Origin of the sequence: Actinosynnema mirum DSM 43827, assembly GCF_000023245.1 — a bacterium.
GTDB classification, from domain to species: domain Bacteria; phylum Actinomycetota; class Actinomycetes; order Mycobacteriales; family Pseudonocardiaceae; genus Actinosynnema; species Actinosynnema mirum.
Window position 1 is genome coordinate 2,309,423 of the sequence record NC_013093.1, and the last position, 14,980, is coordinate 2,324,402.

General features: G+C 72.6%; 15 protein-coding genes. 8 read left to right on the forward strand and 7 right to left on the reverse strand.

Features of this window, described 5'->3' with window-relative positions:
• Positions 1-37: 37 nt before the first annotated feature.
• Entirely contained in the window at positions 38-562 is a 525-nt protein-coding gene (locus AMIR_RS38940; RefSeq protein WP_143760689.1) for a hypothetical protein, read from the reverse strand.
• Here AMIR_RS38940 and AMIR_RS10470 point away from each other — a divergent pair.
• The 8 genes from AMIR_RS10470 to AMIR_RS10505 all read left to right on the forward strand — a co-directional run bounded on the left by AMIR_RS10470 (position 552) and on the right by AMIR_RS10505 (position 8,895).
• Complete coding sequence (locus AMIR_RS10470; RefSeq protein WP_041836684.1) at positions 552-752, forward strand: hypothetical protein; 201 nt, start codon at positions 552-554, stop codon at positions 750-752. The two genes, AMIR_RS38940 and AMIR_RS10470, sit on opposite strands and share 11 nt — an antisense overlap.
• A gap of 249 nt (positions 753-1,001) precedes the next feature.
• Positions 1,002-3,050, forward strand: a complete 2,049-nt coding sequence (gene thrS / locus AMIR_RS10475; RefSeq protein ID WP_015800923.1) for a threonine--tRNA ligase — start codon at positions 1,002-1,004, stop codon at positions 3,048-3,050.
• On the forward strand, positions 3,047-3,595 hold the full coding sequence (locus AMIR_RS10480) for an HIT family protein (protein ID WP_015800924.1): 549 nt from the start codon (positions 3,047-3,049) through the stop codon (positions 3,593-3,595). Before thrS ends, AMIR_RS10480 begins: the two co-directional genes overlap by 4 nt.
• A gap of 718 nt (positions 3,596-4,313) precedes the next feature.
• Positions 4,314-5,153, forward strand: a complete 840-nt coding sequence (locus AMIR_RS10485) for a helix-turn-helix domain-containing protein (protein ID WP_041836685.1) — start codon at positions 4,314-4,316, stop codon at positions 5,151-5,153.
• Between the two features lie 61 nt (positions 5,154-5,214).
• Entirely contained in the window at positions 5,215-5,862 is a 648-nt protein-coding gene (gene pgsA / locus AMIR_RS10490; RefSeq protein WP_015800926.1) for a phosphatidylinositol phosphate synthase, read from the forward strand.
• The gene (locus AMIR_RS10495; protein ID WP_015800927.1) at positions 5,859-6,791 is read left to right on the forward strand and encodes a phosphatidylinositol mannoside acyltransferase; all 933 of its coding nucleotides are present in this window, start codon (positions 5,859-5,861) and stop codon (positions 6,789-6,791) included. The genes pgsA and AMIR_RS10495 overlap by 4 nt, the downstream gene beginning before the upstream one ends.
• Positions 6,788-7,915 carry a glycosyltransferase family 4 protein gene (locus tag AMIR_RS10500; protein WP_015800928.1) on the forward strand — a complete coding sequence of 376 codons (1,128 nt, stop codon included), beginning with the start codon at positions 6,788-6,790 and terminating at the stop codon, positions 7,913-7,915. Before AMIR_RS10495 ends, AMIR_RS10500 begins: the two co-directional genes overlap by 4 nt.
• Positions 7,912-8,895, forward strand: coding sequence for an NUDIX hydrolase (locus AMIR_RS10505; RefSeq protein WP_015800929.1), 984 nt, complete (start codon positions 7,912-7,914; stop codon positions 8,893-8,895). Before AMIR_RS10500 ends, AMIR_RS10505 begins: the two co-directional genes overlap by 4 nt.
• A 77-nt stretch (positions 8,896-8,972) precedes the next feature.
• Here AMIR_RS10505 and AMIR_RS10510 read toward each other — a convergent pair whose 3' ends face one another.
• The 6 genes from AMIR_RS10510 to AMIR_RS10535 all read right to left on the reverse strand — a co-directional run bounded on the left by AMIR_RS10510 (position 8,973) and on the right by AMIR_RS10535 (position 14,772).
• Positions 8,973-9,350 (reverse strand): PH domain-containing protein, encoded by a 378-nt coding sequence (locus tag AMIR_RS10510; protein WP_015800930.1) that lies wholly within the window; start codon positions 9,348-9,350, stop codon positions 8,973-8,975.
• 147 nt (positions 9,351-9,497) lie between these two features.
• Positions 9,498-9,986, reverse strand: coding sequence for a DUF4240 domain-containing protein (locus AMIR_RS10515; RefSeq protein ID WP_143760690.1), 489 nt, complete (start codon positions 9,984-9,986; stop codon positions 9,498-9,500).
• Positions 9,987-10,039: 53 nt separating this feature from the next.
• Entirely contained in the window at positions 10,040-11,032 is a 993-nt protein-coding gene (locus AMIR_RS10520; RefSeq protein WP_015800932.1) for a TIGR03842 family LLM class F420-dependent oxidoreductase, read from the reverse strand.
• A gap of 10 nt (positions 11,033-11,042) precedes the next feature.
• Complete coding sequence (gene hydA, locus AMIR_RS10525; protein WP_015800933.1) at positions 11,043-12,434, reverse strand: dihydropyrimidinase; 1,392 nt, start codon at positions 12,432-12,434, stop codon at positions 11,043-11,045.
• Positions 12,431-13,273, reverse strand: a complete 843-nt coding sequence (locus tag AMIR_RS10530; protein WP_015800934.1) for a nitrilase-related carbon-nitrogen hydrolase — start codon at positions 13,271-13,273, stop codon at positions 12,431-12,433. Before AMIR_RS10530 ends, hydA begins: the two co-directional genes overlap by 4 nt.
• Positions 13,270-14,772 (reverse strand): NCS1 family nucleobase:cation symporter-1, encoded by a 1,503-nt coding sequence (locus tag AMIR_RS10535; protein ID WP_015800935.1) that lies wholly within the window; start codon positions 14,770-14,772, stop codon positions 13,270-13,272. Before AMIR_RS10535 ends, AMIR_RS10530 begins: the two co-directional genes overlap by 4 nt.
• Between the last annotated feature and the right edge of the window lie 208 nt (positions 14,773-14,980).

The following is a 14,980-nucleotide window of genomic DNA, read 5'->3' on the forward strand; positions in this document are numbered from 1 at the left end:
GAAAACCTTGCAGGACAACGACTTCGTGCTCCACGGCTTACCGCTGGTCCGGACGCGCCACCCCGACGGCCACCTCGGCTGGTCCGCCACCGGCCACGCCCAGGTCCGCGCCGTCCTGGCCGACCACCGGTTCAGGTCCCGCCCGGAACTGGCCCACTACCGGGTCCCCGGCCTCGACGGGACCATGCCGCCCGCCCCGCTCGGCGACCTCACCGGCATCGACCCGCCCGAGCGCACCCGCCACCGCAGGCTCCTCACCGGCTGGTTCACCGTCCGCCGCACCCAGGCGCTCACCGGAGCCGTCGAGCGCGCCGCCGCCGAGCACCACGCCGACCGGGCCCCGTTCCCGGGGCAGGTCGACCTGATGGCCTCGCCCGACGAGCCGCCCGACGCCCGGTTCGCCGCCTACGCCCGCGTCCAGGGGCGCCTCGCCGAGCTCGCCGGGGCCAAGCGCGCCACCCCCCGGCGACGACCTGGTCAGCGCTCTGGCGGGCGGCGGGCCGGGCGCCGACGAGGTCGCGGGCCTGGCCGCGTTCCTGCTCGGCGCGGGCGTGGCCACCACCGCCGCCACGATCGGCCTGAGCGTCCTCGCCCTGCTGAGGGATCGCGAGCGCGCCGAACCGGGCCGCCGCGCCCAGTTCCACGCCCTGCTGGAGGGCCCGGACCCGGTCAAGGCCGCCGTGGAGGAGCTGCTGCACCGCGGCTCCGCGCTGCGGCTCAACCGCAGTTTGATTCTTCCACCCCCGCGGTAGCGCACCATGATTTCCCCAGGGTGGCCAGACTCCCGTTCGCTTGGTGAACCCCACCCGGTCGGGGCACGCGGACGACGCGTGAGCCCTGCGGTCGGGGGACGCGCCCACGTCGCCCACGTGCCCCGACCGGGCTACCCGGCCCACCCCGCCGCGCATCCTGGCGGTAAACAGGTGGGTCACCACCGATAACATCTCCAGGTAGAACCGACGAGCCGGGCGGCAGCCCGCACCCACTACCTAGGAGTCACCGTGTCCCAGCCAAGTCCCGCATCCGCACTCGCCCCGCCTCGCGTGGTGGTGACGGCGGGGACCACCGCTGGGACCGCCGTGCGCGAGGCAGGGCTGCCCGGCAAGGGCCCTGACGCGATCGTGGTCGTCCGCGACGCCGAGGGCCACCTGCGCGACCTGTCCTGGACCCCGCAGGTCGACGTGGAGGTCGAGGCGGTCGCCGCCGACACCGAGGACGGCCGCTCGGTCATCCGGCACTCCACCGCGCACGTGCTCGCCCAGGCCGTGCAGCAGCAGTTCCCCGAGGCCAAGCTGGGTATCGGCCCGCCGGTCAAGGACGGCTTCTACTACGACTTCCAGGTCGACAGGCCGTTCACCCCGGAAGACCTCGCCGCGCTGGAGAAGCGCATGAAGGCGATCGTCAAGGGCGCGCAGCGCTTCACCCGCCGCGTGGTCGAGTCGACCGACGCCGCGAAGGCCGAGCTGGCCTCCGAGCCGTTCAAGCTGGAGCTGGTCGACGTCAAGGGCGGCGTGGACACCGCCGAGGTCATGGAGGTGGGCGGCGGCGAGCTGACCATCTACGACAACCTCGACCCGCGCTCCGGCGAACGCGTGTGGGGCGACCTGTGCCGCGGCCCGCACCTGCCCACCACCAAGCACATCCCGGCGTTCAAGCTCACCAGGGTCGCCGCCGCCTACTGGCGCGGCAACGAGAAGAACCCGCAGCTCCAGCGCATCTACGGCACCGCCTGGGAGTCGCAGGAGGCGCTGGACAAGCACGTCGAGCTGATCGCCGAGGCCGAGCGCCGCGACCACCGCAAGCTCGGCGTCGAGCTGGACCTGTTCAGCTTCCCCGACGAGATCGGCTCCGGCCTCGCGGTCTTCCACCCGCGCGGCGGCATCATCCGCAAGGCCATGGAGGACTACTCGCGGGCCCGGCACGAGGCCGAGGGCTACGAGTTCGTCTACTCGCCGCACATCACCAAGGGCAACCTGTTCGAGACCTCCGGGCACCTCGACTGGTACCGCGACGGCATGTACCCGGCGATGCACCTGGACGCCGAGCTCAACGAGGACGGCACGATCCGCCGCCCCGGCCAGGACTACTACCTCAAGCCGATGAACTGCCCGTTCCACGACCTGATCTTCCGGTCGCGCGGGCGCTCCTACCGCGAGCTGCCGCTGCGCATGTTCGAGTTCGGCTCGGTCTACCGCTACGAGAAGTCCGGCGTGATCCACGGCCTGACCCGCGTGCGCGGCATGACGCAGGACGACGCGCACATCTTCTGCACCCTGGACCAGGTGCAGGAGGAGCTGAAGTCGCTCCTGGCGTTCGTGCTCGGCCTGCTGCGCGACTACGGCCTCGACGACTTCTACCTGGAGCTGTCGACCCGCAACGACGAGAAGTACGTCGGCAGCGACGAGCTGTGGGAGACGGCCACCGAGACGCTGCGCGTCGCCGCCGAGGACTCCGGCCTCGAACTCGTGCCCGACCCCGGCGGCGCGGCGTTCTACGGCCCGAAGATCTCCGTGCAGGCCAAGGACGCGCTCGGCCGCACCTGGCAGATGTCCACCATCCAGCTGGACTTCAACCTGCCCGAGCGCTTCGAGCTGGAGTACACCGGCCCGGACGGCTCCCGCCAGCGCCCGGTGATGATCCACCGCGCCCTGTTCGGCTCGATCGAGCGGTTCTTCGGCGTGCTGACCGAGCACTACGCGGGCGCGTTCCCGGCGTGGCTGGCCCCGGTGCAGGTCGTGGGCATCCCGATCGCCGACGAGCACGCCGACCACCTGTTCGCGGTGGCCAAGGAGCTCAAGAAGCACGGCGTGCGGGTCGAGATCGACGCCTCCGACGACCGGATGCAGAAGAAGATCCGCAACCACACCACGCAGAAGGTGCCGTTCATGCTGCTCGCGGGCGGCAAGGACGTCGAGTCCGGCGCGGTGTCGTTCCGGTTCCGCGACGGCACCCAGATCAACGGCGTCCCGGTCGAGCAGGCCGTCGCCACGGTCGTCGGCTGGATCTCCCGCCGCGAGAACGCCTCCCCCACGGCGGAACTCGTCAAGTGACGCCCGAGCGCGAGGAGCAGGACGGGGTCGGGGTCCACGACGCCTTGCAGCGCCTGTGGACCCCGCACCGCCTGTCGTACGTGCGCGGGGAGGGCAAGGCCGTGGGCGACGCGCCCGAGGGCTGCCCGTTCTGCCGGGTGCCGGGCCTGGCCGACGAGGAGGGCCTGGTGGTGGCGCGGGGCGAGCTGGTGTTCGCGCTGCTCAACCTGTTCCCGTACAACCCCGGCCACCTCATGCTGCTGCCGTACCGGCACGTCCCGGACTACACCGACCTCACCCCGGAGGAGACGGTGGAGCTGGCGGAGTTCACCCAGAAGGCGATGCGGGTGGTGCGCCGGGCGTCCAAGCCGCACGGGTTCAACATCGGCATGAACCAGGGCGCCGTGGCGGGCGCGGGCATCGCCGCGCACCTGCACCAGCACGTGGTGCCCCGGTGGGGCGGGGACGCGAACTTCATGCCGGTGATCGGGCAGACCAAGGTGCTGCCGGAGCTGCTGGGGGACACCCGGCGGCTGCTGGCCGACGCCTGGGCCGCCGAGGGCTGAGCCGCGCGGTGGGGTGGGACCGCTCCCGGTCCCACCCCGCCCCGTGGGCCTCGCACCACCCCCGCGCCGCCCCGCGGGCCCTTGAGCCATCCCCGCGCCGTCACGTGGGCCCGCACGCCACCCCGCGCCGCCTTCCACGCGCGTCCGAAACGCTCACCCGCGCCCCGAGCGTCGCTCTCCCGCGCGGTTCACCCGATCCGGTGCGCGTTCCCGCTCACCAGGTGGCCGGGTCATCACACCTCTCGGTCACCGGACGGGCCCACCCCGCGCTCCCAGCCGGTGAGACGCCGATCACTTCCGCTGTCGGTGAACCCGCCCGCGCCCGCACGTGACATGCCCGTTTTGCCCCCGTGTGAGACCGCGGTCACCCGCCCGCCGCAGCGCCGTCGTTGATCACCGTGCGTGGCCGCCGAGTGCGACGCGCACGCACATCCGCACACCGACCCGCTCACCCGTGCGCGGCTCACCCGAGCGTGCCACCAGGTCCACCCCTACCAGCTCCCCAGGCCACGGGCCGCGCGCCAGTGTCCTCCGTCCTGCCCCAGGTCAACGCCGGAACCCGCGCACTTCACCCGTGCCGCCCGCCGGACCGGGCATCGTGATTACTGTGCGCGCACATGCCTACCTCGTAGATCACTAATGGGTGATTCTCGGGCGGGTCGCAATGCACCGCCATGGCCGATCGTCACAAGTCCCGCGCATCGATACCGTGCGTTTCATGACCGCACCTGAGCGTTCGCGGCTGGCCCGAGAACGGCTCTCGCGCGAGTTACGCAGGCTGCGCACGGAGGCCAAGATGACCGGAACGGCCACCGCGCGCGCGACCGGGATGAGCCAGTCGAAGCTCTCGAAGATCGAGAACGGGATGCTCCTCCCCTCCGTGACCGACGTGGAGAGACTGGTCGCCGAGCTGTCGGCGACCAGGGAGACCAAGGTCGAGCTGGTCGAGCTGGCCCGCCAGCTGCACGCCGAGGCGGAGACCCGCCGAGTGGTGCTGCACCGGGGCGCCCACCGCCACCAGCAGACCGTCGCCCGGATCGAGGCCCGAGCCACCACCAGCAGGTTCTTCCAGATCTCCGGGGTGCCGACCCTGCTGCAGACGGAGGACTACCTGCGCGTCGTCCTGTCCGCGACACCCACCCACGAGCAGGACACCGCCATCGGAGCCCTCCGCGCCCGACGAGGCCGCATGGAGGACCTGAACCGCAGGTTCGTCTTCCTGCTCAGCGAGAGCGCCCTGCGCTGGCGCATGGGCTCGGCCGACCTGATGTGCGAGCAGATCGAGCACCTGCGGCGGCTCAGCCGCAGGCCGAACGTGCAGCTCGCCGTCGTGCCGTGGTCCGCCGAGGTCAGCGCGGTCGTGCTGCACGGGTTCCAGGTCTACGACGAGCGCTACGTGACGCTCAGCGTGCTCACCGGCAACGCCACCATCACCGACCCGCACGACGTCCGCGAGTACCTCCACCTGTTCGGCAGGCTGGAGCGCGTGGCGCTGCGCGGGGAGCTGCTGGAGGACCTGCTGGAGGGGATCTCCAGGGACCACCGCAAGCTCGGGTGAGCAGGCTCGTTAGGCTGCTGACGACCACGTCCTCCCCGCCGGTAGGTGCAGCCGCCAGCCCATGCTGAACTTCTTCGCCCGTGCTTCCGTGTCCCGCCTCTCCGACCCCGTGGGGGCGTGGCTGCTCAAGCGCGGCCTCACCCCGAACGCCGTCACCGTCGTGGGCGCCGTCGGCTCCACCGCGTCGGCACTCTGGCTCATCCCCGCAGGGCACCTGTTCGCGGGGGCGGTCGTCATGGCCCTGTTCGTGCTGTTCGACCTGATCGACGGCTCGATGGCCCGAGCCCAGGGCGGCGGCACGCCCTTCGGGGCGGTGCTCGACGCCACCTGCGACCGGGTCACGGACGGCGCGCTGTTCGCCGCCATCGCCTGGTGGGCCTTCACCGCCGGTGAGCGGCCCATCGCGGTCGCCGCGCTCGTCTGCCTGGTCGGCGCGCAGGTCATCTCCTACGTGAAGGCCCGCGCCGAGGCCAGCGGGCTCAGCGCCGACGGCGGGCTCGCCGAGCGCGCCGAGCGGTGCATCATCGCCCTGACCGGCGTCGGCCTGCACGGGCTCGGCGTGCCGTACGTCCTGCCCGTCGCCATGTACGCGCTGGTCGCGCTGGTGGTGGCCACCGTCGTGCAGCGGCTGCTGTCCGCCGCCCGCTCGGCCCGTGAGCTGGACCCGGCGCGGCCCGCGCCGGGGACGTCCGAAGAGGGGACCCGGTGAAGGACAAGCTGGCCGACCTCGGCTACGCCGCTGGCTGGCGACTGGTCAGGCTGATGCCGGAGGGCCTGGCCAAGATCCTGTTCGACCGGGCCTCCGACTGGGTCACCGGCCGGGGCGGTGAGGGCGTGGCGCAGCTGCGCGCCAACCTGCGCCGGGTGGTGCCGCGCGCGGGCGAGGCCGAGCTGGACGAGCTGGTCAGGCTGGCCATGCGCTCCTACGCCCGGTACTGGCGGGAGTCGTTCCGGCTCCCGTCGGCCGACTTGGACGCCACCTACCGGAACGTGGCCCGCAACGTCACCGGCGCCGAGAACCTGGACGCCGCGCTCGCCGAGGGCCGGGGCGCCGTCCTGGCCGTGCCGCACAGCGGCAACTACGACATGGGCGGCGTGTGGCTGGTCGGGCACGCCGGGTCGCTGACCACGGTCGTCGAGCGGCTCAAGCCCGAGTCGGTGTACCGGCGGTTCGTCGAGTTCCGGGAGAGCCTGGGCTTCGAGGTGCTGCCGCTGACCGGCGGCGAGCGCAACCCGGCCGTGGTGCTGGCCGAGCGGCTGCGCGAGAACAAGGTGGTCGTGCTGCTGGCCGACCGCGACCTCACCGCCGGTGGCGTCCCGGTCACGTTCTTCGGCCGCAGGACCATGATGCCCGCCGGACCCGCCAGCCTGGCCGCCACCACCGGGGCCGCGCTGCTGCCCACCGGCTCGTGGTTCACCGAGGACGGCTGGGTGGTCCGCGTCCACCCGCCGGTGCGCGTCTCCGGCCCGTCCGGGGTGCCGTCCGCGACGCAGGCGCTGGCCGACGTGTTCGCCGCCGACATCGCCGCCCACCCCACCGACTGGCACATGCTGCAGAAGCTGTGGATCGAGGACCTGCCGGAGAGCAGGCAGCGGGCGCTGCGCCGGGTCCTGGAGCGGCGCGGGGAGAGCGCGTGAGGGTCGGCATCGTCTGCCCGTACTCGTTCGACGTGCCCGGCGGCGTGCAGGCGCACGTGGTCGACCTGGCCAGGGCGCTGCGCGGGCTCGGCCACGACGTCGACGTGCTCGCGCCCGCCGACGACGACACGCCCCTCCCGGAGTTCGTCACCCCGGCCGGGCGGGCCGTCGGCATCCCCTACAACGGGTCGGTGGCGCGGCTGTCGTTCGGGCCGGTGTCGTACGCGCGGGTGCGGCGGTGGATCGCCGAGCACGACTTCGACGTGCTGCACCTGCACGAGCCGACCGCGCCGTCGCTGGCCATGCTGGCGCTGATGGTCGCGGACGGGCCGATCGTGGCGACCTTCCACACCTCCACGCCCCGCTCCAAGATGCTGTCCGCGTTCCAGGGGGTGCTCCAGCCGTTCCTGGAGAAGGTCACCGCCCGGATCGCGGTGTCCGCGCTGGCCAGGCGGGTGCAGGTCGAGCACCTGGGCGGCGACGCGGTGGAGATCCCGAACGGCGTCGACGTGGACTTCTTCGCCGACGCGACCCCGCTCGACGGCTACCCCCGCCCCGGCGGCACGATCGGGTTCGTCGGCCGCTACAGCGAGCCCCGCAAGGGGATGCCGGTGCTGCTGGAGGCGGTGCGCGGGCTGGACCTGCCGGACGTGCGGCTGCTCGTGGTCGGCCGGGGCGACGAGGCGGCGCTGCGCGCCCAGGCCGGGCCGGAGCTGGCCGGCCGGATCGACTTCCTCGGCATGGTCGACGACGAGACGAAGGCGCGGGCGCTGCGCAGCGTCGACGTGTACTGCGCGCCGAACACCGGCGGCGAGAGCTTCGGGATCATCCTGACCGAGGCGATGTCGGCGGGCGCGGTGGTCGCGGCGAGCGACCTGGACGCGTTCCGCCGGGTGCTGGACGACGGCGCGGCGGGCGTGCTCACCCCGGTGGGCGACGCGGTGGCGCTGCGCGGGGCGCTGCGCGACCTGCTCGCCGACCCGGACCGGCGCGCGGACTACGCGGCGGCCGGGCGGGCGCGGGTGCAGACGTTCGACTGGTCCGTGGTGGCCGCGCAGGTGCTGCGGGTGTACGAGAGCGCGGTGGCCGCCAACCCGAGGCGGGTCGCGGAGGCCGGTCGGTGAGCCTGTCCTCGTGGGTGACGGGGCTGGCCGCGCTGCTCGGGGTCGTCGCCGTGCTCGGGCCGTGGGCGCTGGCCACCGCGAACCGCCTCGACCGGCTGCACGTGCGCACCGACGCCGCGTGGGCGGCGCTGGACGCCGCGCTGGGCCGTCGGGCCGTGGTGGTGCGGGTGGTGGCGGCGGTCAGCGGGTCGAAGGAGCTGAGGGGCGCCGCGGACCGGGCCGAGGTGGCCGCCAAGGGCGACCGCGAGGCGGTGGAGAACGAGCTGGCCGCGCTGCTGTCCGGGCTGGACCGGGAGGCCCTGCCGAACGCGCTGGCGGCCGAGCTGGTCGACGCCGAGCAGCGGGTGGTGCTGGCCAGGCGGGTGCACAACGACGCGGTCCGGGACACGCTCGCGCTGCGCAGGCGGCGGTCGGTGCGCTGGCTGCACCTGGCGGGCACCGCGCCGACGCCCGGCTACTTCGAGATCGTCGAGCCGGAGCCCGAGGCCGAGCCGGGCGCCCCGCGCAAGCGCGTGGCGGCGCGGGTGCTGCTGCTCGACGAGCGGGGGCAGCTGCTGCTGTTCGAGGGCTTCGACCCGAGCGAGCCGGGGGAGCTGTTCTGGTTCACCGTCGGCGGCGCGGTCGAGCGCGGCGAGGACCTGCGGGCGGCGGCGGTGCGCGAGACGCGCGAGGAGACCGGGTTCGAGCTGGCCCCGGAGGCGCTGGTCGGGCCGGTGTGGGTGCGGCGGAAGGTGCTGGACTTCGGCGGGACGCGCACGGCGGCGGAGGAGTGGTTCTTCGTCGCGCGGGTCGACGGCGAGCGCGCGGTCGACGTGTCCGGCTTCCAGGAGTACGAGCGCGACACGATCACCCGGCACCGGTGGTGGGCGGTCGACGAGCTGGTCGGGACCGGCGAGCTGGTGTACCCCCGACAGCTGGGCGAGCTGCTGCCGGGGGTGGTGGCGGGGGAGTGGGACGGGACGACGCGCGCGATCCAGTAGACCGGTCGTCGCCCGCCCGGCCACCGGGCGTGACCGGCCACCGGGCGTGACCGGTAGCCGGACGGGCCGGGTCCCGCTCACCCCAGCACGTACGTCCCGATGACCTGCGCGAGCAACCGCACGTCGGCGTGCCCCTTGAACTCCAGCCGCACCTTCCCCAGCCCGCTGAACCACAGGTCCAGCTCGGCGTCCAGGTCGAACGTCCCCGCGGTCTCGATGGAGAACGCCTGGATGCGGCTGTAGGGCAGCGAGGTGAAGTCCTTCTTCCGCCCGGTCATCCCCTGGACGTTCACCGCGATGACCCGCTTGTCGGTGAACACGACGAAGTCCCGCACGGTCTTGAAGCACGAGATGATCTGCTCACCGCGCACCATGATCGGGGACACCTGTGGGGCGATGTCCTCCGGAGCGCACGGCGCGAGCTTGAACACGGACGCCTTCTCGAAGTCGATCACCCTTCCGACGGTAGCACCGCCGGGTGAGTCGCGCGGGTGATCCGAGCGGCCGGTGATCAGCGCAAATGATCACTCCCACCTGCTCGCCCGCCTCGCTCCGGTCGCCTCGCTCCGGTCGCCCGCCGAGCCGCGAACCCGCCCCGCCGCCTAGGCCCACCCCGCCGCGTTGGCCCCCGTCTCCCGCGAGATCCCCGTCCGGGGCGGCCACCCGCCGAACTTCTCGTCGTGCAGGTGCGCGAAGAAGTAGCACATCCGCTCGCACTCGGCGTCCTCCACGCCCACCCCCGGATCGTCCAGCACCGCCTCCCAGTACCGCCGCCCCAGCGCCACCACGAACCCCCGCGCGTACAGGAACCCGTCGTCCGACCCGTCCAGGACCGCGTGCACGTCCTCCCGGTCCAGCTCCCACAGCGCCCGCTCCACGACCGCGTCGTGCGCCACCAGCTCCGCGCTCGACGCCCCCTCGCACGCCTCCCGCAGCCGCGCCAGGAACCCCGGCAGGTGCGCCTCCAGCACCGCCGCCGCCTCCACCCGGTCCCCACCACCGGTCAGCAGCGCCTCACGGGCCGCCAGCGCCTCCGGCGCGGCCCCGGCCCAGACCCGTTCCAGCAGTTCCCAAGTCCCGTTCTCGCCCATGCCGGGAAAGCTAGCGGCGGGGTCCGACAATTCCCCGCCGCCAACCCCGCCGGTCACACGTTCGGGATCACCTCGGCCCCGTAGGCCGCCATCGTCTCGTCCTTCTTGTCGTGCATCAGGTACAGCGCGAACTGGTCCACCCCCAGCTCCGCCAGCTCCCGCAACCGCTCCACGTGCGCCGACGCCGGTCCGACCAGGCAGAACCGGTCCACGATGGAGTCAGGCACGAAGTCCGCCGACCGGTTCCCCGCCCGCCCGTGGTGCGCGTAGTCGTACCCCTCCCGCCCGGCGATGTAGTCGGTCAGCGCCCGCGGCACCGCCCCGGAGTCCCCGTACCGCGCCACCAGGTCCGCCACGTGGTTCCCGACCATCCCGCCGAACCACCGCAGCTGCTCCCGCTGGTGCGCCAGGTCCGTCCCGACGTACGCGGGCGCCGCCACGCACACCGTCACCGACGCCGGGTCCCGCCCGACCCCGGCGGCGGCCTCGCGCACCGCCCCGATGGTCCACCGCGCGATGTCCGGGTCGGCCGTCTGCAGGATGAACCCGTCCGCCTGCTCGCCGACCAGCTTGAGCGCCTTCGGCCCGTAGGCCGCCATCCACACCTCCAGCTTCCCGTCCCGCACCCACGGGATGCGGACCGGGACCCCGTGCGGCGAGGCCTCGCGCCCCTCCGCCAGGTCCTTGATCACCCGCATCGCCGACCCCAGCTCCGCGAGCGTCGCGGGCTTGCGCCCGAGCACCCGCAGCGCCGAGTCCCCGCGCCCGATCCCGCACACCGTCCGGTTGCCGAACATGTCGTTCAGCGTCGCGAACAGCGAGGCCGTCACCGACCAGTCGCGGGTGGTCGGGTTGGTCACCATCGGCCCCACGACGAGGTTCCGCGTCGCCGCGAGGACCTGCGAGTACACCACGAACGGCTCCTGCCACAGCACGACCGAGTCGAACGTCCAGCCGTAGCCGAACCCCGAGCCCTCGGCCGCCCTCATCGACTCCACGACGGCCCGCGCGGGCGGGTCGGTCTGGAGCACCACGCCGAAGTCCACGCTCATCCCCTCACACCAGGTACTGGTTCAGCTCGCGGGCCAGGAACCGCCCGTGCCCGGCCGACCCCCGGAACCCGCTCCGGTCCACCACGACCCGCCCGCGCGAGAGCACCACCTCGACCCGCCCGGTCAGCTCGAACCCCTCGAACGCCGAGTAGTCCACGTTCATGTGGTGCGTGGCCGCCGAGATGGTCTGCCGCGCGGCGGGGTCGTACACGACGAGGTCCGCGTCGGCCCCCGGCGCGACGACGCCCTTGCGCGGGTGCAGCCCGAACATCCGGGCCGGGGTGGTCGAGCAGATCTCCACCCACCGCTCCAGCCCGATCTCGCCGCGCACGACCCCCTGGTGCAGCAGGTCGATCCGGTGCTCCACGCCCGGCATCCCGTTGGGGATCTTGGAGAAGTCGCCCTGCCCCAGCACCTTCTGGTCGGCGAAGCAGAACGGGCAGTGGTCGGTCGACACCACCGACAGGTCGTTGGTGCGCAGCCCCCGCCACAACCGCGCCTGGTGCTCGACCGGCCGCAGCGGTGGGGAGGCCACGTACTTCGCGCCCTCGAAACCGGGGCGCGCCATGTCCTCCAGCGACAGGTAGAGGTACTGCGGGCAGGTCTCGGCGAACACGTTCTGCCCGGTGTCCCGCGCCTCGGTGACCGCGTCGAGCGCCTGCGCCGCCGACAGGTGCACGACGTACAGCGGCGCCCCGGTGACCCTGGCCAGCGCGATGGCCCGCGAGGTCGCCTCGCCCTCCAGCTCCGGCGGCCGGGTGAGCCCGTGCTGCACCGGGTCGGTGCGGCCCTCCGCGAGCGCCTGCGCGACCAGCTCGTCGATCGCGATGCCGTTCTCGGCGTGCATCATGACCGTGCCGCCGATCTCGCGCGCCCGCTGCATCGCGCGCAGGATCTCCCCGTCGGTGGCGTAGAAGACGCCGGGGTAGGCCATGAACATCTTGAACGAGTTCACGCCCGCGTCGAGGCAGGCGCCCATCTCCTTGAGCGAGGAGTCGTCCACATCGGACACGATCATGTGGAACCCGTAGTCCACCGCGCACTTGCCGTCCGCCTTGGCGTGCCACCTGTCCAGGGTGGCCAGCAGCGAGGTCCCCTTGGCCTGCACGGCGAAGTCGATGATCGTGGTCGTCCCGCCCCACGCCGCCGCGATCGTGCCGCTGGTGAAGTCGTCGCTGGACTGCGTCCCGCCGAACGGCATCTCCATGTGGGTGTGCGCGTCGATCCCGCCGGGGATCACGTACTTCCCGGTCGCGTCGACCCGCTCGTCCACGTCCAGCGCCGGTTCCAGCCCCGGAGCCAGCAGCGCCGCGACCTTCTCGCCCTCCACCAGCACGTCCGCGCGCGCCGACCCGGCCGCGTTGACCACCAGACCGCCGCTGATCAACGTCCTCACGGCGTCACCAGCCCCTCGTAGGTGTCCGGCCTGCGGTCCCGGTAGAACGCCCACAGGTCCCGCACCTCGGCCAGCAGCCCCATGTCCAGGTCCCGCACCACGATCTCGTCCTCGGTGTCGGAGGCCGCCTCGCCGATCAGCTGCCCGCGCGGGTCCGCGAAGTACGACTGCCCGTAGAAGTCGTTGTCCCCCAGCGGTTCCACCCCGACCCGGTTGATCGCGCCGACGAAGTACTCGTTCGCCACCGCCGCCGCGGGCTGCTCCAGCCGCCACAGGTACTGGGACAGGCCCCGGCTGGTCGCGGACGGGTTGAACACGATCCGCGCGCCCGCCAGCCCCAGCGCCCGCCACCCCTCGGGGAAGTGCCGCTCGTAGCAGATGTACACGCCGATCCGGCCCACCGCCGTGTCGAACACCGGGTAGCCCAGGTTGCCGGGCCGGAAGTAGAACTTCTCCCAGAACCCCTTCACCTGCGGGATGTGGTTCTTGCGGTGCTTGCCCAGGTACGTGCCGTCCGCGTCGATCACGGCGGCGGTGTTGTAGTACACGCCGGGCTGCTCCTGCTCGTACACCGGCACGACCAGCACCACCCCGTGCCGCGCCGCGACCTCCCGCATCAGCTCGGTGGTCTCCCCGTCCGGGACGCCCTCGGTGTACGAGTAGAACTCCGGGTCCTGCACCTGGCAGAAGTACGGCCCGTAGAACAGCTCCTGCAGGCACACCACCTGCGCCCCCTGCGAGGCCGCCGACGCGATCGCCTCCACGGCGCTCGCCACCATGCTCTCCTTGGAACCGGTCCACTTCCGCTGGACCAGTGCCGCGCGGACGACGTCGTTCACGCCTGCTCCTTCCGTGGCGCCAGCACCAGGTAGCCGGCCATGCCGACCACCAGGCCGACGACCCAGTTGTAGTCGTAGAGCGGTTTGAGCGGCGGGATCAGCCCGTCCGCGGGGAACGGCCCGCCGTGGGCGCCGCCGACGGCCAGCAGCGACCCGAGCGCGGTCGCCACCACCGCCCGCCAGTTCCAGCCGCCGGTGAACCAGTAGGCCCCGCGCCCGGACAGGTACAGGTCGGGCAGCTCCAGGCGGGTCCGCGCCAGCACCCAGTACCCGGCGACGAGCACCCCGGCCACGGACGCCAGCAACCCGCCGTAGAACCCGAGCCACGCGAAGATGTAGATGCCCGGGTCGGAGATCAGCCGCCACGGCTGGATCAGCACGCCGAGCACACCCGTGATCAACCCGCCCACGGCGAAGCTGATCCGGCGCGGGAACGCGTTGGAGAAGTCGTACGACGGGCTGACCACGTTCGCCGCCAGGTTCGCCGACACCGTCGCCAGCACCAGCGACACCAGCGCGACCAGCACCACCGCCGTGCTGTCGAACCGGCTCGCCAGCTCCGCCGGGTCCCAGATCGCCTCGCCGTACAGGGCTTGCGCGCCCGAGGTGGTCAGGATCGCCACCACCGCGATGAACGTCATCGTCGTCGGCAGCCCCAGCACCTGCCCGAGCGCCTGCTTGCGCTGGCTGCCGCCGAACCGGGTGAAGTCCGGCATGTTCAGCGACAGCGTCGACCAGAACGCGATCATCCCCATCAGCGCGGGGAAGAACACCTTCCAGAAGTCCGGGCCCCAGCCCAGCTTCGACGGCTCGGACAGGATCGGCCCGAACCCGCCCGCCTTCACCGCCACGTACGCCAGCAGCACCAGGAACCCGACCGACACCAGCGGCGCCGTCCAGTTCTCGAACCGCCGGATCGCCTCCATGCCCCGCCAGATCACCAGCATCTGCACCGCCCAGAACACCAGGAAGCACAGCCACAGCGTCCACACCTGGCCCAGCACCACCGGCGCGCCGGTCCACGCCTCACCGGCCAGCCGCCCGACGATCACGTGCAGCGCCTTGCCGCCCACCCAGGTCTGGATGCCGAACCACGCGCACGCCACGAACGCCCGCAGCAGCGCCACCAGGTTCGCCCCGCGCACCCCGTAGAACGCGCGGGCGAACACCGGGAACGGGATGCCGTACTTGGTGCCCGCGTGGCTGTTGAGCAGCATCGGCGCGAGCACGATCAGGTTCCCGAGCGTGATGGTGAGCAGCGCCTGCACCCAGTCCATGCCCAGCGCCACCAGCGACGCGGCGAGCGTGTAGCTGGGGATGTTGTGCGCCATGCCCATCCACAGCGCGAAGAAGTTGTAGGTGGTCCAGGTGCGCCCCTCCAGCGGCACCGGGGCCAGTTCCGGGTTGTAGTACGGGCTGTCGGCGATGGCGGCGCGGTCCACGAGGTCCACGCGCCCTTCCTGGTCGGACGCGATCTGCGCCGAGGGGTCGAGGGCCAACGGTCACTCCCCTGTTACGCTCGTGAAACGCCGCCGGGAGCGGCGCTTCGGCGCGAATTCCACCCCGGCATCCTCAGCGCCGGGCGCGCGGCGGCGGCAGTGCCGAAGTGTCCGCGTTTCCGGTGATCACCGCACACTCTGACCATTGCCGCGCACCCGTTCCGCGGGCACGCGCCGCGCCAGGGCGCCGTCGAACCCGGCCGCAGGA

Coding starts and splice junctions, on each gene's coding strand:
- AMIR_RS10515 (WP_143760690.1), bottom strand. CDS start 9,986: ATGGGCGAGAACGGGACTTGGGAACTGCTGGAACGGGTCTGGGCCGGG.
- pgsA (WP_015800926.1), top strand. CDS start 5,215: ATGCTGAACTTCTTCGCCCGTGCTTCCGTGTCCCGCCTCTCCGACCCC.
- AMIR_RS10485 (WP_041836685.1), top strand. CDS start 4,314: ATGACCGCACCTGAGCGTTCGCGGCTGGCCCGAGAACGGCTCTCGCGC.